At 31.0% G+C, this 20,319-nt stretch carries 20 protein-coding genes; 7 read left to right on the top strand and 13 right to left on the bottom strand.

Features of this window, described 5'->3' with window-relative positions:
* Nucleotides 1-231, top strand: coding sequence for a BolA/IbaG family iron-sulfur metabolism protein (locus ACTTAT_RS02300; protein WP_440679450.1), 231 nt, complete (start codon nucleotides 1-3; stop codon nucleotides 229-231).
* Nucleotides 231-560 (top strand): Grx4 family monothiol glutaredoxin, encoded by a 330-nt coding sequence (grxD, locus tag ACTTAT_RS02295; protein ID WP_009360073.1) that lies wholly within the window; start codon nucleotides 231-233, stop codon nucleotides 558-560. The genes ACTTAT_RS02300 and grxD overlap by 1 nt, the downstream gene beginning before the upstream one ends.
* On the opposite strand, the gene rpsD is transcribed toward grxD, so the two are convergent.
* From rpsD to glmU, 7 genes are read right to left on the bottom strand one after another with little or no spacing between them, the layout of a single operon-like run.
* Entirely contained in the window at nucleotides 561-1,178 is a 618-nt protein-coding gene (gene rpsD, locus ACTTAT_RS02290; protein ID WP_440679449.1) for a 30S ribosomal protein S4, read from the bottom strand.
* Between the two features lie 38 nt (nucleotides 1,179-1,216).
* Nucleotides 1,217-2,821 (bottom strand): citramalate synthase, encoded by a 1,605-nt coding sequence (gene cimA / locus ACTTAT_RS02285; RefSeq protein WP_440679448.1) that lies wholly within the window; start codon nucleotides 2,819-2,821, stop codon nucleotides 1,217-1,219.
* Nucleotides 2,818-4,164 carry a cysteine--tRNA ligase gene (gene cysS, locus ACTTAT_RS02280; RefSeq protein WP_440679447.1) on the bottom strand — a complete coding sequence of 449 codons (1,347 nt, stop codon included), beginning with the start codon at nucleotides 4,162-4,164 and terminating at the stop codon, nucleotides 2,818-2,820. The genes cimA and cysS overlap by 4 nt, the downstream gene beginning before the upstream one ends.
* A gap of 20 nt (nucleotides 4,165-4,184) precedes the next feature.
* Nucleotides 4,185-4,919, bottom strand: coding sequence for an NAD(+) synthase (gene nadE / locus ACTTAT_RS02275; RefSeq protein ID WP_440679446.1), 735 nt, complete (start codon nucleotides 4,917-4,919; stop codon nucleotides 4,185-4,187).
* Between the two features lie 40 nt (nucleotides 4,920-4,959).
* Nucleotides 4,960-6,336 (bottom strand): class II 3-deoxy-7-phosphoheptulonate synthase, encoded by a 1,377-nt coding sequence (locus ACTTAT_RS02270; RefSeq protein ID WP_440679445.1) that lies wholly within the window; start codon nucleotides 6,334-6,336, stop codon nucleotides 4,960-4,962.
* Between the two features lie 45 nt (nucleotides 6,337-6,381).
* Complete coding sequence (gene glmS, locus ACTTAT_RS02265) at nucleotides 6,382-8,202, bottom strand: glutamine--fructose-6-phosphate transaminase (isomerizing) (protein WP_440679444.1); 1,821 nt, start codon at nucleotides 8,200-8,202, stop codon at nucleotides 6,382-6,384.
* A gap of 9 nt (nucleotides 8,203-8,211) precedes the next feature.
* Nucleotides 8,212-9,507 (bottom strand): bifunctional UDP-N-acetylglucosamine diphosphorylase/glucosamine-1-phosphate N-acetyltransferase GlmU, encoded by a 1,296-nt coding sequence (glmU, locus tag ACTTAT_RS02260; RefSeq protein WP_440679443.1) that lies wholly within the window; start codon nucleotides 9,505-9,507, stop codon nucleotides 8,212-8,214.
* A 64-nt stretch (nucleotides 9,508-9,571) separates the two neighbouring features.
* Between glmU and ACTTAT_RS02255 the strand changes: the two genes are divergently transcribed.
* The 4 genes from ACTTAT_RS02255 to ACTTAT_RS02240 are packed head-to-tail and all read left to right on the top strand — an operon-like array spanning nucleotide 9,572 to nucleotide 12,577.
* Nucleotides 9,572-10,258, top strand: coding sequence for an HAD-IA family hydrolase (locus tag ACTTAT_RS02255; protein WP_440679442.1), 687 nt, complete (start codon nucleotides 9,572-9,574; stop codon nucleotides 10,256-10,258).
* A 33-nt stretch (nucleotides 10,259-10,291) separates the two neighbouring features.
* Complete coding sequence (gene prpB / locus ACTTAT_RS02250; RefSeq protein WP_440679441.1) at nucleotides 10,292-11,197, top strand: methylisocitrate lyase; 906 nt, start codon at nucleotides 10,292-10,294, stop codon at nucleotides 11,195-11,197.
* A complete protein-coding gene (locus tag ACTTAT_RS02245; RefSeq protein WP_440679440.1) occupies nucleotides 11,197-12,309 on the top strand; it encodes a bifunctional 2-methylcitrate synthase/citrate synthase in 1,113 nt (370 codons plus the stop codon). The genes prpB and ACTTAT_RS02245 overlap by 1 nt, the downstream gene beginning before the upstream one ends.
* On the top strand, nucleotides 12,299-12,577 hold the full coding sequence (locus ACTTAT_RS02240; RefSeq protein WP_440679439.1) for a hypothetical protein: 279 nt from the start codon (nucleotides 12,299-12,301) through the stop codon (nucleotides 12,575-12,577). The genes ACTTAT_RS02245 and ACTTAT_RS02240 overlap by 11 nt, the downstream gene beginning before the upstream one ends.
* Here the strand turns inward: ACTTAT_RS02240 and ACTTAT_RS02235 are convergent.
* From ACTTAT_RS02235 to ACTTAT_RS02220, 4 genes are read right to left on the bottom strand one after another with little or no spacing between them, the layout of a single operon-like run.
* Nucleotides 12,567-13,466, bottom strand: a complete 900-nt coding sequence (locus tag ACTTAT_RS02235) for a DMT family transporter (RefSeq protein WP_440679438.1) — start codon at nucleotides 13,464-13,466, stop codon at nucleotides 12,567-12,569. The genes ACTTAT_RS02240 and ACTTAT_RS02235 overlap by 11 nt on opposite strands.
* A 14-nt stretch (nucleotides 13,467-13,480) precedes the next feature.
* Entirely contained in the window at nucleotides 13,481-14,152 is a 672-nt protein-coding gene (locus ACTTAT_RS02230) for a class I SAM-dependent methyltransferase (RefSeq protein WP_440679437.1), read from the bottom strand.
* Entirely contained in the window at nucleotides 14,127-15,155 is a 1,029-nt protein-coding gene (locus tag ACTTAT_RS02225; RefSeq protein ID WP_009360059.1) for a ribonucleotide-diphosphate reductase subunit beta, read from the bottom strand. Before ACTTAT_RS02225 ends, ACTTAT_RS02230 begins: the two co-directional genes overlap by 26 nt.
* Complete coding sequence (locus ACTTAT_RS02220; protein WP_440679436.1) at nucleotides 15,146-17,086, bottom strand: ribonucleoside-diphosphate reductase subunit alpha; 1,941 nt, start codon at nucleotides 17,084-17,086, stop codon at nucleotides 15,146-15,148. The genes ACTTAT_RS02225 and ACTTAT_RS02220 overlap by 10 nt, the downstream gene beginning before the upstream one ends.
* Nucleotides 17,087-17,272: 186 nt before the next feature.
* On the opposite strand from ACTTAT_RS02220, the gene ACTTAT_RS02215 reads away from it, so the two are divergent.
* The gene (locus tag ACTTAT_RS02215; RefSeq protein WP_440679435.1) at nucleotides 17,273-18,730 is read left to right on the top strand and encodes a phosphomannomutase/phosphoglucomutase; all 1,458 of its coding nucleotides are present in this window, start codon (nucleotides 17,273-17,275) and stop codon (nucleotides 18,728-18,730) included.
* On the opposite strand, the gene ACTTAT_RS02210 is transcribed toward ACTTAT_RS02215, so the two are convergent.
* Both ACTTAT_RS02210 and ACTTAT_RS02205 read right to left on the bottom strand, forming a co-directional pair.
* Nucleotides 18,731-19,126, bottom strand: a complete 396-nt coding sequence (locus ACTTAT_RS02210) for an HIT family protein (RefSeq protein ID WP_440679434.1) — start codon at nucleotides 19,124-19,126, stop codon at nucleotides 18,731-18,733.
* Nucleotides 19,126-20,319, bottom strand: a complete 1,194-nt coding sequence (locus ACTTAT_RS02205; protein WP_440679433.1) for a CaiB/BaiF CoA transferase family protein — start codon at nucleotides 20,317-20,319, stop codon at nucleotides 19,126-19,128. The genes ACTTAT_RS02210 and ACTTAT_RS02205 overlap by 1 nt, the downstream gene beginning before the upstream one ends.

Below are 20,319 nucleotides of genomic sequence, written 5' to 3'. Positions count from 1 at the left end.
ATGGCAATAAAACAAGAAGAAATTGAAAAATTGTTAAAAGAAGGTTTTCCTGATGCAGACATTGAAATTCAAGATCTCGCAGGTGATGATAATCATTTCTCTGCAAAAATTAAATCATCGCAATTTAAAGGTAAAAACCGTGTACAACAGCATCAGATGGTTTATAAAGCTTTAAAAGGTAAAATGGGTGCTGAGCTTCATGCGCTAGCCTTAACAACAGAGGAAAAATAATGTCAGAAATTAATAAACAATTAGATGAAATAATTAAAAATAATAAAGTCGTATTATTCATGAAAGGCACCCCCGATATGCCTCAGTGTGGTTTTTCAATGGCTGTTGCAAATGTTTTAAAACATTTAGAAGTACAATTTACCGGTATTAATGTTTTGGATGACGAAGAAATTAGAAATGGAATTAAAGAATATAGTAATTGGCCTACAATTCCTCAACTTTATGTTAATGAAGAATTTGTTGGAGGTTGCGATATTGTAAGAGAAATGTTTGAAAAAAAAGAACTTCAAAAACTTTTTGAAGACAAAGGCATTAATTTTAAAAAGTAATTATCTAGAATAATATTCAACTACCAAATTTGGTTCCATTATCGCTGGGTATGGAATTTCATCAAACTTTGGAACTCTTGCTAATTTAGCTGTCATTTTTTTATGATCAGCAACAATATATTCAGGAACATCGCGCTCCTTTAATTGCGTTGATGCTAATACATAAGCAAGTTGTTTAGAAGATTCTTTAATCTCTACTTCATCTTTGTCGTTTAACTTGAAACTTGAAATATTTACTCTTTTACCGTTAACTTTTACGTGTCCGTGATTAATTAGCTGTCTAGCTTGAAAAACAGTTGTTGCAAATTTTGCTCTATAAATCACTGCATCCAATCTACTTTCTAAAAGACCTACTAAATTCTCTCCAGTATTTCCTCTTCTACGATCTGCTTCTCTATATAAATTTCTAAACTGTCTTTCATTTAAATTTCCATAATAATTTTTTAATTTTTGTTTTGCTTGTAACTGAACTTTGTAATCTGACGGTTTTGCTGAAGATCTTTGTCCATGTTGACCCGGGCCATAAGCTCTAGAATTAAATGGACTTTTTGGTCTGCCCCAAATGTTAGCCCCTAACCTTCTATCAACTTTATGCTTAGATTTTATTCTTTTTGTCATTTATAAAAACTGGAGTTATAGATATCAAAAACCTATTGTCAATTGCTACTTGAGGGAGCATTTTCCTTAAAAAGCTTGTAATCTATACTATCTAACAGAGCCTTGAATGAAGCCTCTATTATGTTTGGTGATACACCGATGGTAAACCAACTTTTGCCTTTGTCATCAGAGCTTTCAATTGATACTCGAGTTGTTGCATTTGTGCCTGTGTTTAAGATTCTAACTTTATAATCAATCAATCTTAAATCTTTTAAATAATCTGAATACTTTCCAATTTTATCAAGATTAGATCTTATTGCTTGATCTAATGCATTTACAGGACCGTTACCTTCACCTTCACAAAGAATTTCTTTTCCATCAACAATTAAATAAGCTTTGGCAACAGAGTTAATATTTTTTTTATCGGTATCTTTTGCAATTTTAACTTCATAATTTTTAATTTGTACATAATTTGGAACCTCTCCTAACAACCTTCTTGTTAAAAGTTCAAAAGAAGCATCTGCTCCATCATAAGAATAGCCTGTAAACTCTCTATCTTTAACTTCATCTAAAATAGTTTGTATTTTAGGATCGTCTTTATTTATTTGAATATCAAGCTTTTCTAATCTTGATAAAATATTTGATCTACCTGCTTGATCAGAAATTACAATTGATCTTTCGTTACCAACTTGCTCTGGCTCAATATGCTCATATGTTTTAGGATCTTTCTGAACAGCAGAAACATGCAATCCTCCTTTATGTGCAAAAGCTGATGCGCCAACATATGGAGCATGTTTATTTGAAGTTTTGTTTAAAACTTCATCCAATAACCTAGAGCAATTTGTAAGTTTTTTTAGTTTTTTAGTATCAATGTTTGTTTCAAAATTCTTATTAAAAGAATTTTTTAAAATTAATGTAGGTATTATTGAAACTAAATTAGCATTACCACATCTCTCACCTAATCCATTTAATGTTCCTTGTATTTGTCTTGCTCCCGCTAATACTGCAGATAATGAATTTGCAACTGCATTACCAGTATCATTGTGGGCATGTATACCTATATGATCATTTGGAATTATTTTTGATACATCGGATACAATTTCGGCGACTTCATTAGGTAGTGTTCCGCCATTTGTATCACAAAGAACAATCCATCTAGCTCCATTATCATAAGCAGCTTTTAAACAAGATAGAGCATAATCTTTATTATTTTTATAACCATCAAAAAAATGTTCAGCATCAAACATAAACTCTTTATTATTTTTAATAAAATATTTAGTTGTATCTTTAATATTTTCTAAATTTTCTTCTTTAGAGATACCAAGAGCAACATCAACATGATAATCCCAACTCTTTCCAACAATACATACATGATTAACATTTGCGTTTACAATTGACGATATACCAGGATCGTTTTCGCAACTTCTGCCAGACCTTTTCGTCATTCCAAAAGCAACTAGGTTACTTTTTAATTTTGGTGGTTCGTTAAAAAAACTTGTATCTGTAGGATTTGCACCAGGCCAACCACCTTCAACATAATCTATGCCAACTTCAGACAATCCATTAGCAATTTTAACTTTGTCATCCATGCTAAAATCAACACCTTCAGTTTGAGCACCATCTCTCAAAGTAGTATCAAATAAATAAATTTTTTCTTTACTCATTTATATTCCCAGGTCGTAATACCATCTTTATCTTTAATTAGAACACCTTTGCTTACTAACAAATCTCTAATTTCATCTGATGTTTTAAAATCTTTTTTAGATCTAGCTTTATTTCTCTCTGATATTAATTTTTCTATTTCCTCTGCAGTAATTTTTCCTATTTTTTTAAAGTTTTTCCATTCATCGTAGGTTTGATTAAATAAACCTAAAATTTTGCATGAAGATGATAACTGTTTAGCCGACAAACTGTCTCCAGTTTTTGCTTTTTTATATAACTCATGGATATTTGAAATCATTAAAGGTGTGTTTAAATCATCTAATAAAAATTTTAAATTTTCTTCGCTTATTTCTTCTTTTTCATCAGAATAAAATTCATACCATTTATCTAAGCTTTTTTGAGATACATCTAAAATATTTTCATTCCAATCAAATGGTTGAGTATAATGTGTGCTTAGCATAGCGAGTCTTACAACCTGTCCATTATAATTTTTTTTTAATTCATTAATGGTAATGAAATTACCAAGTGATTTTGACATTTTTTGTTTTTCAACAGTAACGTAACCATTGTGTAACCAGTAATTAGAAAATTTTTCATTTTTGTTAGCACAAACAGATTGGGCAATTTCATTTTCATGATGGGGAAAAATTAAATCTAAACCTCCGCCATGAATATCAAAATGATTACCAAGATATTTTTCAGACATTGCGGAACATTCTAGATGCCAACCTGGGCGCCCTTTTCCAAATGGAGAGTCCCAACTAGGTTCATTTTCTTTGCTAGGTTTCCAAAGAACAAAGTCTCCTGGTTCTTTTTTGTTATCAGAAACCTCAACTCTAGAACCAGAAATTAATTCTTCAATTTTTTTATTGGATAAATTTCCATATTTTTTAAATTTTGTAACTTGAAAATATATATGTCCATTAGACTCATAGGCAAAATCATTTTGAATTAATTTTTTAATTAAATTAATCATTTCATTTAAATGCTCTGTAGCTTTAGGTTCTATTGTTGGATTGAGGCATCCTAGGTAATTACAATCATCATGAAAATCTTTTGTTACTTTACTTGTAAGATCTTGAATTGAAATTTTAGATTTATTTGATGCTTCAATAATTTTATCATCAATGTCTGTTATATTTCTTACATATGTAACTTTAGAAGTTGGATAAATTTTAGATAATAATCTAAATAATAAATCAAAAACAATTAATGGTCTTGCATTTCCAACATGAGGATAATCATATACGGTTGGGCCGCAAACATACATTCTAATATTTTTTTCATCTATTGGTATAAATTTTTCTTTAGATCGAGTTAAAGTATTTGAAATTTTAAGTGCCATTAAAATAATTAATAAACACCTTAATTAAATTTACAAACAGGTATTTCCTTCATTTTATGAAGGTTATTTTCTCTAATTTTTTTATATTTTTCAAAATTTTTTGAATCTGGATTAATCATGGCTTCTTCTAAATCTTGATAAGACATGCCTAATTGATCCTCATCATTTCTTCCATCAGTCCACAAGCCATCTGTAGGAGGAGCGTCAATAATTTTTTGGTCAATTTTTAAGAATTTTCCCATATCCCAAACTTGTGTTTTAGTGCAATCAGCTATTGGAGAAATATCAACCCCTCCATCTCCATATTTCGTGTAAAAACCTACGCCAAAATCCTCTACTTTATTACCTGTTCCAACTACAATTCCATTATTTGAGCCTGCAACTTGATACAAGGTTGTCATTCTTAGTCTTGCCCTAGAATTTGCAAAAGCATGTTCGTTATCATTTGGTCCAAGAGCATTTTGAAAATTTGTAAAAACATCATCAAGATTAATATTTAGATAACTTGTGTTTTTAAATTTATTTTCTAACCAGTTACAATGTAATTTACTTAAATCATCTTGTGATTTGATTTGTCTAATTGGCATAGACAAAACAATTGTTTTAATGCCAGTCATTGAAGAAATGGTGCTTACTACTGCAGAGTCTATTCCACCAGACACACCAACAACTAAAGTTGACGCTTTTTTTGGCATGCTGTTAACATAGTCAACAATCCAATCTTTAATTATGCTTACTCTTTTTTCAACGTCCATAATTTCAGGTTATCAAGGATATAAAAAACTACAATTGCAGTTATGACGCTTCTTGTATGCCATTTTTAGAAAAATTAGCATTTTTCTTAATTTCTTCTGAAATTAAAAAAGCAAGTTCTAATGCTTGATTAGCATTCAATCTAGGGTCGCAATGAGTATGGTATCTATTCGATAAATCCTTATCAGTAATATTTTGAGCGCCACCTGTACACTCAGTTACATCTTGACCTGTCATCTCAATATGCAAACCTCCTGCAAAAGTACCTTGATCTTGGTGTACTTTGAAGAAATTCTTTACTTCACTTAACACATTATCAAAAGGTCTAGTTTTAAAACCTGTAGAAGATTTGATTGTATTTCCGTGCATAGGATCACAGGACCAAATTACATTTCGTCCAGCTTTTTTAACTTCTTTGATTAAATTTGGTAAAAATTTTGTAACTTGATCGTGACCAAATCTTGCAATCAAAGTTATTCTACCCGGTTCATTATCAGGATTCAAAACCTCAGTTAATTTTACAATTTCTTTTGGATCAGATGTAGGTCCACATTTTATACCTAAAGGATTTTTTATACCTTTGCAGTATTCAACATGTGCACCATCTAATTGTCTAGTTCTATCTCCAATCCACAGAAAGTGTGCAGAAGTATTGTGATATTCACCAGTTGTAGAATCTATTCTTGTCATTGCTTCTTCTACAGGTAGCAATAATGCCTCGTGACTTGTATAAAAATTAACAGTCCTTAATCTTCTATTGTTCTCTGAATTTATTCCGCAAGCTTCCATGAAAGCAAGTGCATCACTAACTTTTTCAGCAATTTCTTTATATTTCTTCTGTGCTGTCTCATTAACAAATGACATATTCCATAAATGTACCTTATTCAGATCAGCAAAACCTCCTTGAGAAAAAGCACGTAGTAAATTTAATGTTGCAGCTGATTGAGAATAAGCCTTTAGCAATCTTTCTGGCTGCGGGTCTCTACCTTCTTTGGTAAATTCCATTGAATTTATGTTATCACCTAAGTAACTAGGTAATTCCTTTCCATCTTTAACTTCAACTGGTGAACTTCTGGGTTTTGAAAATTGTCCAGCTACTCTACCAACTTTGATAACAGGTAGTTTTGAAGATACTGTTAATATAAGTGACATTTGTAATACCACTTTAAAAAAATCCCTGATGTTATTTGGATGAAATTCTAAAAAACTCTCTGCGCAATCTCCACCTTGAAGCAAAAATGCCTTTCCTTGAGAAACTTCGCCAAGTTTTTTCTTTAGGGATCTAGACTCTCCAGCAAAAACTAATGGAGGAAAAGTAGATAACTCTTTTAAAACATTATCTATCTTTCCCTGATCAGCATAAACAGGTTGATGCTTGATCGGTTTAGATCTCCAGCTATTTAATTTCCAATTAGTCATACAACCATGAGTATATAAACTCTAAGATGTAATTAACAAGATAAATTATTCTACGGTAACTGACTTTGCTAAATTTCTAGGTTTATCAATATCGTAACCTAAAGAATTTGCAGCGTAGTAAGCAAGTAATTGCAATGGGATCGTTACAAGAAAAGGGAAAAGATCTTCTGAAATTGTTTCAACTTGAATTTTTTTCCATAAATTTTCAGAACTTATTTCATCTGTACTTTTGTTCGATATTAATAAAACTTTACCACCTCTAGATATTACTTCCTGCATATTAGATACGGTTTTTTTATAGAACTCATCACGTGGGGCAATCACAACAACAGGCATCCCATTTTCAATTAAAGCTAAAGGACCATGTTTCATTTCTCCGGCTGGATAACCTTCGGCATGAACATAAGCAAGTTCTTTAAGCTTTAATGCACCTTCCAGTGCTATTGGGAAAGAATATCCTCGTCCTAAAAACATTGAACCTTTTGCTTTAGAAAAATCTTTAGAAGCTTCTTGAATTTCACTCTCGCATTTTAAAGTGCCTTCAATTAATTTCGGAAGCTCTAAAAGATTATCAATTTTTTTACTATAATCGTTTTTAGAAATTTCATTTCTCAAAATAGACAGTTTTAATGTTAATAAATATAATACTAGTAATTGGCCTAGAAATGCCTTTGTAGACGCGACACCAACTTCTGGTCCACAATGAATTGGCAAAACATAGTCTGAGTCTCTTGCAATCGAACTTTCAACAACATTTACAACAGAGCAAGTTTTCATTTTATTTTTTACACATAAATCTAAAGCTGCATAAGTATCTGCGGTTTCACCTGACTGAGATACAAAAATGTATAATTGTGAGTTCTTAAATTTATTTTTTCTATATCTAAACTCAGAGGCAATATCAGTTTCAACTTCAATATCAGTTAATTGTTCAATCCAATATTTAGCCATTAAACAAGAATGATAAGCGGTTCCACATCCGATTAACTTAATACTCTCTATTTTTTTACTATCCCACGGGAAATTAATGATATTGATTTCCTTGTTAATTTTATCGATATACTCTTTTAAACAAGATTTAATTGTATCTGGCTGTTCATGAATTTCTTTTGCCATAAAATGTTTAAAATTACCTTTGTCATAACCTTGATCATCAGTTGAAACCTCTAATACCTCTTTATTAACTTTTTCACCTTCAGAATTAAAAAACTCAACTTGATTTTTATGTATAAAACAAAACTCACCATCATTAAGATAACTGACTTTATTCGTCATTGTTTTTAAAGCGTAAGAATCTGAACCTAAATAATTTTCATTTGGTCCATAGCCAACAGCTAATGGAGAACCTCTTCTCGCTCCAACAATAATATCTGGAAAATCTTTGAATATAATTCCAAGAGCAAAACTTCCATGTAATCTCTTTAGCATTTTTAATATTGAAGTTTTTAAATCATTTTTTTTTAAATATTCTGTAATTAAGTGAGTAATAACCTCAGTATCTGTTTGGGATTTAAATTCATGACCAGCCCTAATTAAATGTTTTTTTAATAAAGTTGAATTTTCAATAATACCATTATGAACTACAGATACTTTTTCTGATGAATGAGGATGGGCATTAATTTGGCTTGGCTGTCCGTGGGTTGCCCATCTAACATGACCAATACCAATAGGTCCGTCATTTTTATTCTTTAAAATTATATTTTCTAAGCTCTCTACTCTACCTTCGCATTTTGTTTCGTTAATGAAGCCATCTTTAAGCGTTGCCACTCCAGCTGAATCATATCCTCTATACTCTAATTTTTTTAGAGAATTTAATATAACTCCAGTTACAGGCTTGCTGCTATTTATTCCTACAATTCCACACATTTTATTTTTTTATTTCTTTTTTCTTAAATTTCTTTGCTCAGCTCTTGTTAATGCCAAACTATTATCTTTTACACTTTTACTAATTGAAGAGCCTGCGCCAACTAAAGAATTTTTACCAATTGTAACTGGGGCAATTAATGACGTATTTGAGCCGATAAATGCTGAGTCCTTAATAGTCGTTTTAAACTTATTTTTACCATCATAATTACAAGTAATTGTTCCTGCTCCAATATTAACTTGCTTTCCAACCGAAGCATCTCCGATATATGAAAGATGATTTACTTTTGATCCATTGCCTATTTTAGATTTTTTTATTTCAACAAAATTTCCAACTTTTGAATTATCCTCTAAAATTGAACCAGGTCTTAATCTAGCGTAAGGACCAACCTCAACTTTATTTTTAATCTTTGCGTCTTCCAAATGACTAAAAGATTTTATAATTACATTGTTGCCTATGGTTACTTTTTTTCCTATCACTACAAATGGCTCTATTTTTACATTCTTTCCAATTTTAGTATCTGATGACAAATAAACAGTACTAGGATCAACAAACTTAACACCTTGTTTAATAAATTTTTTTCTCAATCTATCTTGCATAATTTTTTCTGCTTCTAGTAATTCGATTTGGTCATTTACGCCAACAGCATTTTTCTCGTTCTGGGCTAAAACTAAGTTAATTTTAAGGCGATATTGCCTCGAAAGCTTAACTATATCAGTTAAATAGTATTCTTTTTTCCTGTTTTTATTATCTATTTTTTTTACAAGATTTAATGATTGGTTATCAAAAGCTATTATTCCAGAATTGCATGTTGTTAATTTCTTTTGCCTTGAATTGGCTTCTTTAAATTCAATAATCTCACTAACTCCATTCTTATTATGAATAATAATTCCATATGACTTGTTATTTTTTTTTTCAAAACCCAATAAAACTAAATTACTTTTTTTAATCTTGTCATACATTAGTTGAATGTCTTTGCTTTCAACGAGTGGGTTATCACCATACAAAACTAACAATTTTTCACTTTTTTTAATTTTAACCTTGTTTAAAAAAACTTGAACTGCGTGGCCAGTACCTAACTGAGGATTTTGAATTAAAAAATTTTCTTTTGGAAATAATTTTTTAACAAATGTCATTTGTTTATTTATTAAAATAAAAACTTTTTTTGGCTTTAATAATTTAGACTGGTCCAAAACATGCTCTAACATTGTTTTTTCATTGAGCTTGTGAAGAACTTTTGGCAATTTAGAATTCATTCTAGTTCCCTTGCCTGCAGCAAGAATAAGGATATTTAGGTTATTTGCCATAAGTGATTGTGTAATATACTAATATGAGTCAGTATTAATTCACAAATTGTTACTTAATTAATTGATGAAAAATTGTTTAGTTTTTGACCTTGATGGTACTTTAGTAGACACCGCTCCAGATCTTATGACGGCTCATAATTATGTCATGAAAAAATATGGTTATGAAGAAAAACCACTAGAAAGTATTAGGCATTTGGCAGGTCGTGGAGCTGCAGCAATGTTAATTAGATCAATCGATGCTCAAGGAAACTTGATTAAAAAAAATCCAATTGATCCTCAAACTCACAAGCAAATGACCGATGATTTTATATCTTTTTATAGAAAAAATATTTCCGGGCATTCTACAATTAGAAAAAATGTAATCTCTCTATTAGATTGGTGTAAAGAAAAAGATATTATTTGTGCAGTCTGCACAAATAAAAGAGAAGATCTTGCAATTAAACTTTTAAAAGAAATTAATCTTTATAAATATTTTGACTATGTTGCAGGTGCAGATACATTTGATTATAGAAAACCAGATCCAAGACACCTTACTGATATTTTAGATATTTTGGATATTGATAAAAAAAATTCTATTATGCTAGGAGACTCTGAAACAGATGCAAATACCGCTAAAGCAGCAAGGGTGCATTTTATTCTAATTAACGATGGGTATACTGAACAAAAACTAGAAGATATTCATCATGATCATTTAATTGAAGATTTTGAGGTAGTTAAGCAGATAGCGTCAAATTACCTTACTATTAAATAATTATTATTAAAATTATTGTAGTATAAACCGCACATGCATTTTGTAGAAAAAAATCCTACTGAAAAAAAAGCTGAATTTGCAAACAAATTAAAAAGCGGAAAACTTTTACGTTTTCCTGGTGCTTATAATCCTTTAGTCGCAAAATTAATTGAACAAATCGGATATGATGGAGTTTATGTATCTGGTGGCGTTATGGCTAATGATTTGGGTTTTCCAGATATCGGACTTACAACATTAAATGATGTAGCAAATCGCTCACATCAAATAGCAAGAGTAACAAACCTTCCGACGATTATTGATATTGATACGGGATTTGGTGAAGCAATGAATGTCTCAAGAACTATTCAAACTATTGAAACTTTAGGTGTTTCTGGATGTCATCTTGAAGATCAAACTAACCCTAAAAGATGTGGTCATTTAGATAATAAAGAACTCGTTTCAACCGAAGATATGGTTAAAAAAATAAAAGCAGCAGTTGATGCTAGAGTTGATAAAAATTTTTTAATTATTGCTAGAACTGATGCAAATGCAGTTGAAGGCTTAGATAAAACAATAGATCGTTGCAAAGCTTATGTTGATGCTGGTGCTGATATGATTTTTCCAGAAGCCATGAAAGATGAGAGTGAATTTGCAAAAATGAGAAAAGAGTTAAAATGTTATCTTTTAGCTAACATGACAGAGTTTGGAAAATCTAAACTTTTAACAAAAGAAGAACTAGAAAACCTTGGTTATAATTTAGTTATATACCCAGTAACTACACAAAGATTAGCAATGAAAAACGTAGAAGATGGACTTAGACAAATTTTTGAAGAAGGACATCAAAATAATGTTATTGATAAAATGCAAACTAGAAAAAGACTTTATGAAGTAGTTGATTATGAAAAATATGGAGAATTTGATCAATCAGTATTTAATTTTTCACAAAAAGGACATGAATAATGAGCGATGAAATTAAAAAAGGCTTAATTGGTGTTATATCTGATGAAACAAAAGTTTCTGAAGTAATGCCTGAAATTAATTCATTAACTTACAGAGGTTATACAGTTCAAGACCTATGTGCAAAATGTAAATTTGAAGAAGTAGCTTACTTATTACTTCATGATGATCTTCCGAATTCAAAACAACTAGAAGATTTTGAAAAAGAAGAAAGAGCAAATCGACCTATATCTGAAAATTTAAAATCTATTATCAAAAACTATCCAAAAAATGCTCATCCAATGGATACGACAAGAACATCAGTTAGTCATATGGGGTTAGAGGATCCTGATGCTGCTGACAACTCTAAAGAAGCAAACATGAGAAAATCAATGAGACTTTTGGCTAAAATATCTACAGCTGTCGCAGCAAACTTCAGAGTTAGAAAAGGACAAGATATCATTGATCCTGATCCAAAATTAGGATTTTGTGAAAATTTTTTTAATATGTGTTTTGGTAAAGTGCCAAGTCCAGAAGTTGTGAAGGCGTTTGATGTTTCAATGACTTTATACGCAGAGCATAGTTTTAATGCCTCAACTTTTACATCAAGAGTAATCACAAGTAGCTTATCTGACCTTCACGGTGCAGTGGTTGGTGGAATAGCAAGTTTAAAAGGACCATTACATGGGGGGGCAAATGAAGCTGTTGCACACATGTTAAATGAGGTTGGATCTCCTGATAAAGCTGAAGAATTCATATTAAACAGAATTAAGAATAAAGAATTAATTATGGGATTTGGTCATAGAGTTTACAGAAACGGAGATTCTAGAGTCCCAACTATGACTGAATATTATCATAAAACTGCGGAGTATTATCAAAACAAAGAATTGCCTGAGATTTCAAGGATACTTGAGGAGACGATGCTTAGAGAAAAAAATATTAAGCCAAATTTAGATTTTCCAGCAGGTCCAACTTATTATTTAATGGGTTTTGATATTGATTTCTTTACACCAATTTTTATTGTTTCAAGAATTACAGGTTGGTCAGCACATATTATGGAGCAATTTGAAAATAACAAATTAATCAGACCTCTTTCAAAATATACTGGCGCACCACACAGAAAAATTGAAAAATAACACTTTAGATTTAGAAAAATACCTTTGGAAAAAAAGGTTAATACTCATAAACAAAAATCACTCTAAAATTAAAGAAATAAAAGATGAAATCAAAAATAATAAAGTTAAACTTTCTTCATATAAAATTGAAAGCATTTTCATTCAAAATGAGTTTAAATCACCGATTACATTAATAGGATTAGATGGCTTAATAAAACTTGAAGAAGAAGATCTAAACTTAAATAAAATATTTAAACTCATATCATCAATGCCAATGGCTAATTTTTGATGTTATTCTTTTTATATATTGGAGCGACTTGAGAAAATATTACTGCAAAAATAATAAGGAATATTCCAAAGATTTTAATCTCATTTAGAAATTGATCTAAAATAATCCAGCCTGCTAATGCTGCTATAGCGCCTTCCAAAGAAAAAATAATAGCAACTGGTGCTGGGCCTAAATTTTGCTGACTAAATATTTGAAGCATAAAAGCAAAGCCGCTAGATAAAATACCAACGTATAAGATTTCTTTATATTCTAATAAAATATTTGCAAAAATTACCTCTTCAAAAATGAGTGCGGGTAAAAAAGTAAAAATTGAACCAATTAGGCATTGTAGAGCCGCAATTGTAATTGGATAATTAAAAATTCTTAGAAGTTTTGAAATAAAAACTATGTGAAAAGACCAAAAAAGAGCATTAAATAATGCAATACTATCTCCTAATCTTACCACAACATTATCAAGCTCAGTTAAGAATAGACCTCCTAATAAACATGTAAAAATTGAAGGCCACACGGACCAATGAATATTCTTTGAGAAAAAAAAATAAGAAACAAATGGAACAAAAACGACATACAATACAGTAAATACAGCAGTATTTGCTACATCAGTATAAAGCAAAGCATATTGTTGAAGAGCATTGCCATAAGCAATTAAAAAACCGATAAACAAAAGATAAATAAAAACCTTTTTAAAATCATGCTTGTCTTGTTTTATTTTTTTAAAATCAATTATTATTAAAAATGGTAATAAAGTTAAAAAACCTAAAAATAATCTAGCTGAAGTAAACGTAAGTGGACCAATATGATCCATGCCCATATCTTGTGCAACAAATGCTGTACCCCAAATAAATGATGTTATTAAAGCACATAATAAAGAAAATAATTTTTTATTCATTTCGCTAAAAAAACTTACCGATCTTTAAAAATGTAAGCAAAGCGATAAAATTTTTTTTCAACTTTTAGAGTGTTTTTCTTACAAAAATCATTAATTGCAGAACTAACCTCTTTTATTTCAAAGTTTTCGCAGTAATCGTCACATAAAATATGAGAATTTTTTGGTAATTTTTGCATAAGTATATTCAAGTCACTATTTACTGTTTCATAGCTGTGACCACCATCCAAAAAAACAAAATTAATTTTTTCCAAAGGAATTGTATTTAAAGTCTCTTTTGTATCACCTTTTACTAACTGAATATTGTTTGAAAATTTTTTTAGGAATTTTGAAACACTTTCCAAAGAATTTAAATTTTCTTTAAGAATATAGTTATAGTAGATTTTTTTTAATGGGTTTGAAAAATTTTGATTTTTTAAAAATTTAGGTTCAATTTCATCAATATTATTTTGTTTTTCTGAACCAAAAAGATCTAATCCGAAATAAGAAAAGTTATTTTTATGATTTTTATTTAAAAGTTCGCAAATATTCCTTGCTGTTACTCCACAAAATACACCAACTTCTAGAACATTTTTTGGGTTAATAGAATTTAAGAAAGACAAAAACTGGTCTCCGAAAGGTTTTTTGAGACCAGTTTTTCTCCAATAATTTTTATATTTCAACTTACCTTGTGAAATCGAATGCTTCAACCCACGAACCTTTTGTAGAAGCTTTTGAATATTCTGTTGCTCTACCTTCAAAGAAGTTCATGTGCTCAACACCATTCAACATGGTATCAATCCATTCTAGTGGATTTTCTTTAACATCATAAATTTCATCCAGCTTTAACTGAACTAATCTTCTGTTTGCAATCCAACGGATGTAATCTTTAATTTGTTGAGCTGTTAATCCTTCAATTGGACCCATTTCAAATGCAAGATCAATAAAAGCATCTTCATGCTCAACAATTGTTCTACAAGCGTCTGTGATTTCTTTTTTCAAAGACTCATCTAAAAGACCCGGGTTCTCAGCGCAGAAAGTATTAAAGATTTTGATCATTGAATTACAATGCAAAGTCTCATCTCTTACTGACCAAGTTACTACCTGCCCCATTCCTTTCATTTTATTAAATCTTGGGAAATTTAATAAAATTGCAAAACTTGCAAACAACTGAAGACCTTCAGTGAAAGCTGAGAATACTGCAACTGTTTTTGCAATCTCTCTTTTATTATTTACATTAAAGTTCTGCATGTAATCATACTTATCTTTCATTTCTTTATACTTTAAGAAAGCTGAGTACTCAGACTCTGGCATTCCAATTGTATCAAGTAAATGAGAGTAAGCTGCAACATGAATTGTTTCCATTGAAGCAAATGCAGTCATCATCATTAAAACTTCTGTAGGCTTAAATACCGTTGTGTAATGTCTTAGGTAACAGTTATTTACCTCAACATCAGCTTGAGTAAAAAATCTGAATATTTGAGTTAAAAGATTTTTTTCATGAGCTGTTAGATTCTTTTGCCAATCTCTAACATCCTCAGCTAATGGAATTTCTTCCGGTAACCAGTGTATTCTTTGTTGGGTTAACCAAGCGTCATAACACCATGGATATCTAAATGGTTTATAAACTGCTTTTTCTTTTAATAATCCTTCGTTATCACAATACCCATCGTAATAACCTGATTTTTCTTCTAATTTAGGTGCTACTGACATGATAAACACTCCTCGTAATCATTTGTTTGTTGGTTTTCTTGATTTTTTTGCTTTTTAGTTTTTGCAAAACTTGTATTCACAACTTCAGCTCTTTGGATTGATTTAGATCTGCAATAATAAAGGCTTTTTAATCCTTTTTTCCAAGCTTGATAATGAATCTGGTGAAGGTCCTTTTTATGAATATCAGCAGGTATAAACACATTAAGTGATTGAGCCTGAGATATATAAGGTGTTCTATCTGCTGAATGATCAATTAACCATCTTTGGTCAATTTCAAAAGCAGTTTTAAATACATCTTTTTCATCTTGAGATAAAAAATCTAGATGTTCAACTGAACCTTGGTTTGTTGTAATTGAAGACCAAACTTCATTTGTATCTTGATTGTACTTTTGTAAGATTTTTTTCAAGTATTTGTTTCTAACATTAAAAGAACCAGATAAAGTTTTGTGCGTATAACTGTTTGCTGCTACTGGCTCAATTCCTGGCGATGCTCCTCCGCAAATAATTGAAATAGATGCTGTTGGTGCAATTGCAGTTTTATTAGAAAATCTTTCATTAATTCCATACTCAGCTGCATCAGGACAAGGTCCTCTTTCTTCAGCTAATTTTTTTGAAGCAGCGTTAACTTCTTTGTCGATGAACTGAAACATTTTTTTATTCCAAACTTTAGCCATAACAGACTCGAGTGGTATCATGTGTCTTTGCATGTAAGAATGAAATCCCATAACTCCAAGTCCAACACTTCTTTCTCTCATTGCAGAATATTTTGCGTCTTTGAATGATTCAGGTGCACGATTAATGAAATCAGATAAAACGTTATCTAACATTCTCATTATATCTTCAATAAATCCAGGTTCATCTTTCCATTCGTCATAATTTTCCAAATTTAAAGACGACAAACAACATACCGCTGTTCTATCTTTTCCGTACTTATCAATTCCAGTTGGTAGAGTTATCTCGCTGCATAAATTTGATGTCTTAACAGTAAGACCAGCAAGTTTATGATGCTGAGGTATCATTCTATTAACAGTGTCAATATAAACAATGTATGGCTCACCTGTCTCAACTCTTGCAGTTAATAATCTAATCCATAAATTTCTTGCTTTAATTGTTGATTGAACTGTACCGTCATATGGACTCTTTAAAGGCCAGTCAGCATCAGTCTCAACAGCTCTCATAAACGCATCTGTCACGAGTACACCGTGATGCAAATTTAAAGCTCTTCTATTCGGATCTCCACCAGTTGGTCTTCTCATTTCAATAAACTCTTCTATCTCAGGATGATCAATCGGAAGATAGCATGCTGCTGAACCTCTTCTTAAAGAACCCTGACTAATTGCAAGTGTTAAAGAGTCCATTACTTTGATAAACGGAATAATTCCCGAAGTTTTTCCCACTCTTCCAACTTTTTCTCCAATAGCTCTAAGGTTACCCCAGTAGCTTCCAATTCCACCACCTTTTGCAGCAAGCCAAACATTCTCGCTCCACAGATTTACAATCCCATCTAATGAATCTGCAGCTTCATTTAAAAAACACGAAATAGGCAAACCTCTTGATGTGCCTGCGTTTGAAAGTACAGGTGTTGCTGGCATGAACCATAATTTAGAAATATAATTATAAAGTCTTTGTGCATGAAGATTATCATCAGCATAAGTTGCGGCTACCCTTGCAAATAAATCTTGATAAGACTCGTTTTCACTTAAATATCTATCTGTTAGAGTTGCCATACCAAAATCAGTTAGATTAGCGTCACGTGATCTATCGATCTTGATAGTGATTCCTTCTTCGTTTTGAAATAATTCAGTGTCGTTTGAAAGGCTAAATAGGTCTGGCCTCTTCAAATCAGCGTTGATTTTGCTAGATTCTTCTACAATTTTGTCCTTGTTTTCTTCCAAAGCATTCTTGATAGCCAGAGCGATGTTATCTTGCATTTTTTAGCCTTTTTGTTACGTTTTTATGTAAAAACAACTATATGTTGTGTCTATAAAGCTTGAGTATACTAATTGTATGTTCCAAGCAAGAGAACATAATATGAACTTATAAATAAATCAATAAGAAAATTAAGGCCTGTTAATTATTGGCTTTCAAAATAACTGCTAATTCATTAATGGTTTCTTATGTCTGATTCTACTATCCACATTAATCACAATGGGTTCAGAGAATACGATGCTAGATGGCTTTATCCTGACGACATCAATCTAGCTGGAATTAAAAATTTAGGCTGCGGATTGGGTTCACAAATTATTTCAGAAACAAAAAAACAAAACCCAAGAGTTGTGGTTGGATATGATTACAGGTCTTACAGTGAAGAAATTAAAGATTCCTTAACTGAAGGTTTAATCTCAACTGGATGTCATGTTGAAGATTTAGGACTGTCTTTATCTCCAATGGCGTACTTTGCGCAATTTGAATTAGAAGCTGACGGTGTAGCAATGGTTACAGCAAGTCATAATGAAAATGGATGGACAGGAGTTAAAATGGGTATTGCAAAAGGCTTAACCCATGCTCCTGAAGAAATGCAAGATCTAAAAGAAATTGTATTAAATAAAAAATTTATATCAGGTAAAGGAAGTATTAAAAAAATAGAAAATTTTATTGATGTTTATAAAAAAAATTTAATTTCAAAAAACAAAATACAAAAAAAAATCAAAGCAGTTGTTGCATGTGGTAATGGAACTGCCGGAATATTTGCTCCAGATATCTTAAGAGGTATTGGATGTGATGTGATTGAGATGGACTGTAACCTGGATTTTACATTTCCAAAATATAACCCTAATCCAGAAGACCTTGAAATGCTTCATGCTATTTCAAAAACAGTAAAGGAGAATAATGCTGATGTTGGATTTGGTTTTGATGGCGATGGAGATCGTGTTGGAGTCATTGATAATAATGGTGAAGAGATATTTTCTGATAAAATTGGATTATTAATCGCAAGGAACTTAGCTCCTCAATATCCTAATTCAAAATTTGTAATAGATGTTAAATCAACTGGTCTGTTCTCTCACGATAAAATTTTGAAAAAAAATAATTGTGAAACTATTTTATGGAAAACTGGTCATTCGCACATAAAAAGAAAAGTTAACAAAGAAAAAGCACTCGCAGGTTTTGAAAAAAGTGGTCACTTTTTCTTTAATCAACCATTAGGTCTAGGTTACGATGATGGAATTAATTCTGCAATACAAGTTTGCCACTTATTAAATAATCAAAACAAAAAAATGAATGAAATTATTAATGAACTTCCAAAAACCTTTCAAACACCAACAATGGCTCCTTTTTGCAAAGATGAAGAAAAATACCAAGTTGTTGATGAGCTAGTTAAAAAATTTATAAAATTTAAAAATGACAAAGTATTAGTCGATGGTGAAGAGATAAAAGATGTATTAACAGTAAATGGCGTAAGATTTTCTTTAAGCGATGGATCCTGGGGTTTGATAAGAGCTTCATCAAACAAACCTTCTTTAGTTGTAGTTACTGAAAGTCCAACCTCAGATAAAAGAAAAAAAGCAATCTTTAATTTTATTGATAAATATTTGCAAGAAACTGGGAAGATTGGTGAATACGATCAAAAAATTTAATTAAATAATTTTTTTTAATTTAGATAATATTTTTTCTAATTCTTTTTTTGGATACGGCTTTGGTTTGGTAACCCAAACTGGTAATGGCCACGTTGGATCTTTTTTATGCCGTGGAATTATATGAATATGTAATTGAGGTATGATATTTCCAACTTTTTCTACGTTTAAATTATTGCATTTAAAATGTTGTTTCATTTTTTTACTACAATGTTGGATTTCATTTAAAAGTTGGATTTGATCTTTTTTATTTAAATCTAGAAACTGAGATACACTTGCTCTTTTAGGAATTAACATTATCCATGGAAATTTAGAATTATCGTGAAGCCTTACATGGCAAAGCTTTAATTCCTTAATAAAATAGCTGGTTTTATTAAATTTATTATTAAGCTTAAACACTAAGCTACAATTCCTCGTGTTTTGTAATCTTTAATTTCTGTGTCTGAATAACCAAAATTCAGCAAAACCTCGTCTGTGTGTTCTCCAAAAACAGGGGCTCCTGTACTATTTTCAATTTTTGTTTTTGAAAATTTAATTGGCATACCAATAGCTTTAGATTTTCCAGCTTTTTTATTTTCTACTTCTATAATCATCTTTCTATCTATTGTGTGAGGATCATTATGCATTTCAGTTATTGAATTAATTGGGCCGCATGGCAAACCTTCTTTGTCAAAAATATCTATCCATTCTTTAGAAGTTTTTTTTAAAATTTCTTTTTGAAGAACTTCAACTAAAGAAGTTAGATTGCTCATTCTATTATCGTTACTGTTAAATCTTTCGTCTTCTTGTAACTCTTCTTTATTTAAAGCTTTGATTAACCTTAACCAAGTTTTTTGATTAGATGCTCCAACTGTAATCCAATTATCTTTAGTTTTAAAAGCTTGATAAGGTGCTGTAAGAGGATGTGCCGAACCTAATGGGCCTGGTGATTTACCTGTTGCAACCGCAATCGCAGATTGCCAATATGTATGAACAATACCCGCTTCAAATAAAGATGTATCTACCCTTTGACCTTCTCCAGTTTTTTCACGATTAATCAACGCAGCCAAAACACCCGTTGCTCCAAGAATACCAGCGGTGATATCTGTAAGTGGAGCTCCAACCTTCATTGGAGGTTTGTCTTTACTTTCACCAGTAATACTCATCAAACCACTCATGCCTTGAGCAACTAAATCAAATCCACCTTTGTCAGAGTATGGACCTGTTCTTCCGTAACCTGATATTTCACAATAAACTATTTTTGGGTTGATTTTTTTTAACTCATCATAACCAATACCAAGCTTTTCCATCGTTCCTTTTCTAAAATTTTCTATAACAACATCAGATTCTTTGATCATTTTTTTTAAAATATTAATTCCATCTTTTTCTTTTAAGTTTATTGCAATCCCTTTTTTATTTCTATTCATCATCATATATGCAGATGCTTCACCGTTAATATCAGGTGGCAAAAACCTTCTCGTATCATCTCCACCTGGTATTTTTTCTATTTTAATTACTTCTGCTCCAAGATCTGCAAGCATTAATCCGCATGTTGGTCCAGCCATGATTTGAGCAAGTTCTAAAACTTTTACTCCTTGAATTGGACCGGGCAT

The sequence above is a fragment of the Candidatus Pelagibacter sp. HIMB1517 genome, assembly GCF_052047895.1.
Lineage (GTDB): Bacteria > Pseudomonadota > Alphaproteobacteria > Pelagibacterales > Pelagibacteraceae > HIMB114.
The sequence above is the reverse complement of the archived record's forward strand: the minus strand, read 5'-3'. Positions and strand labels throughout refer to the sequence as shown.

Coding starts and splice junctions, on each gene's coding strand:
- ACTTAT_RS02300 (WP_440679450.1), top strand. CDS start 1: ATGGCAATAAAACAAGAAGAAATTGAAAAATTGTTAAAAGAAGGTTTT.
- ACTTAT_RS02235 (WP_440679438.1), bottom strand. CDS start 13,466: ATGAATAAAAAATTATTTTCTTTATTATGTGCTTTAATAACATCATTT.
- grxD (WP_009360073.1), top strand. CDS start 231: ATGTCAGAAATTAATAAACAATTAGATGAAATAATTAAAAATAATAAA.
- glmS (WP_440679444.1), bottom strand. CDS start 8,202: ATGTGTGGAATTGTAGGAATAAATAGCAGCAAGCCTGTAACTGGAGTT.
- ACTTAT_RS02270 (WP_440679445.1), bottom strand. CDS start 6,336: ATGACTAATTGGAAATTAAATAGCTGGAGATCTAAACCGATCAAGCAT.
- cysS (WP_440679447.1), bottom strand. CDS start 4,164: ATGGCACTTAAAATTTCAAATACTTTAACTCGATCTAAAGAAAAATTT.
- nadE (WP_440679446.1), bottom strand. CDS start 4,919: ATGGACGTTGAAAAAAGAGTAAGCATAATTAAAGATTGGATTGTTGAC.
- ACTTAT_RS02205 (WP_440679433.1), bottom strand. CDS start 20,319: ATGCCCGGTCCAATTCAAGGAGTAAAAGTTTTAGAACTTGCTCAAATC.
- ACTTAT_RS02255 (WP_440679442.1), top strand. CDS start 9,572: ATGAAAAATTGTTTAGTTTTTGACCTTGATGGTACTTTAGTAGACACC.
- ACTTAT_RS02225 (WP_009360059.1), bottom strand. CDS start 15,155: ATGTCAGTAGCACCTAAATTAGAAGAAAAATCAGGTTATTACGATGGG.
- cimA (WP_440679448.1), bottom strand. CDS start 2,821: ATGAGTAAAGAAAAAATTTATTTATTTGATACTACTTTGAGAGATGGT.
- ACTTAT_RS02215 (WP_440679435.1), top strand. CDS start 17,273: ATGTCTGATTCTACTATCCACATTAATCACAATGGGTTCAGAGAATAC.
- glmU (WP_440679443.1), bottom strand. CDS start 9,507: ATGGCAAATAACCTAAATATCCTTATTCTTGCTGCAGGCAAGGGAACT.
- ACTTAT_RS02245 (WP_440679440.1), top strand. CDS start 11,197: ATGAGCGATGAAATTAAAAAAGGCTTAATTGGTGTTATATCTGATGAA.
- prpB (WP_440679441.1), top strand. CDS start 10,292: ATGCATTTTGTAGAAAAAAATCCTACTGAAAAAAAAGCTGAATTTGCA.
- rpsD (WP_440679449.1), bottom strand. CDS start 1,178: ATGACAAAAAGAATAAAATCTAAGCATAAAGTTGATAGAAGGTTAGGG.
- ACTTAT_RS02220 (WP_440679436.1), bottom strand. CDS start 17,086: ATGCAAGATAACATCGCTCTGGCTATCAAGAATGCTTTGGAAGAAAAC.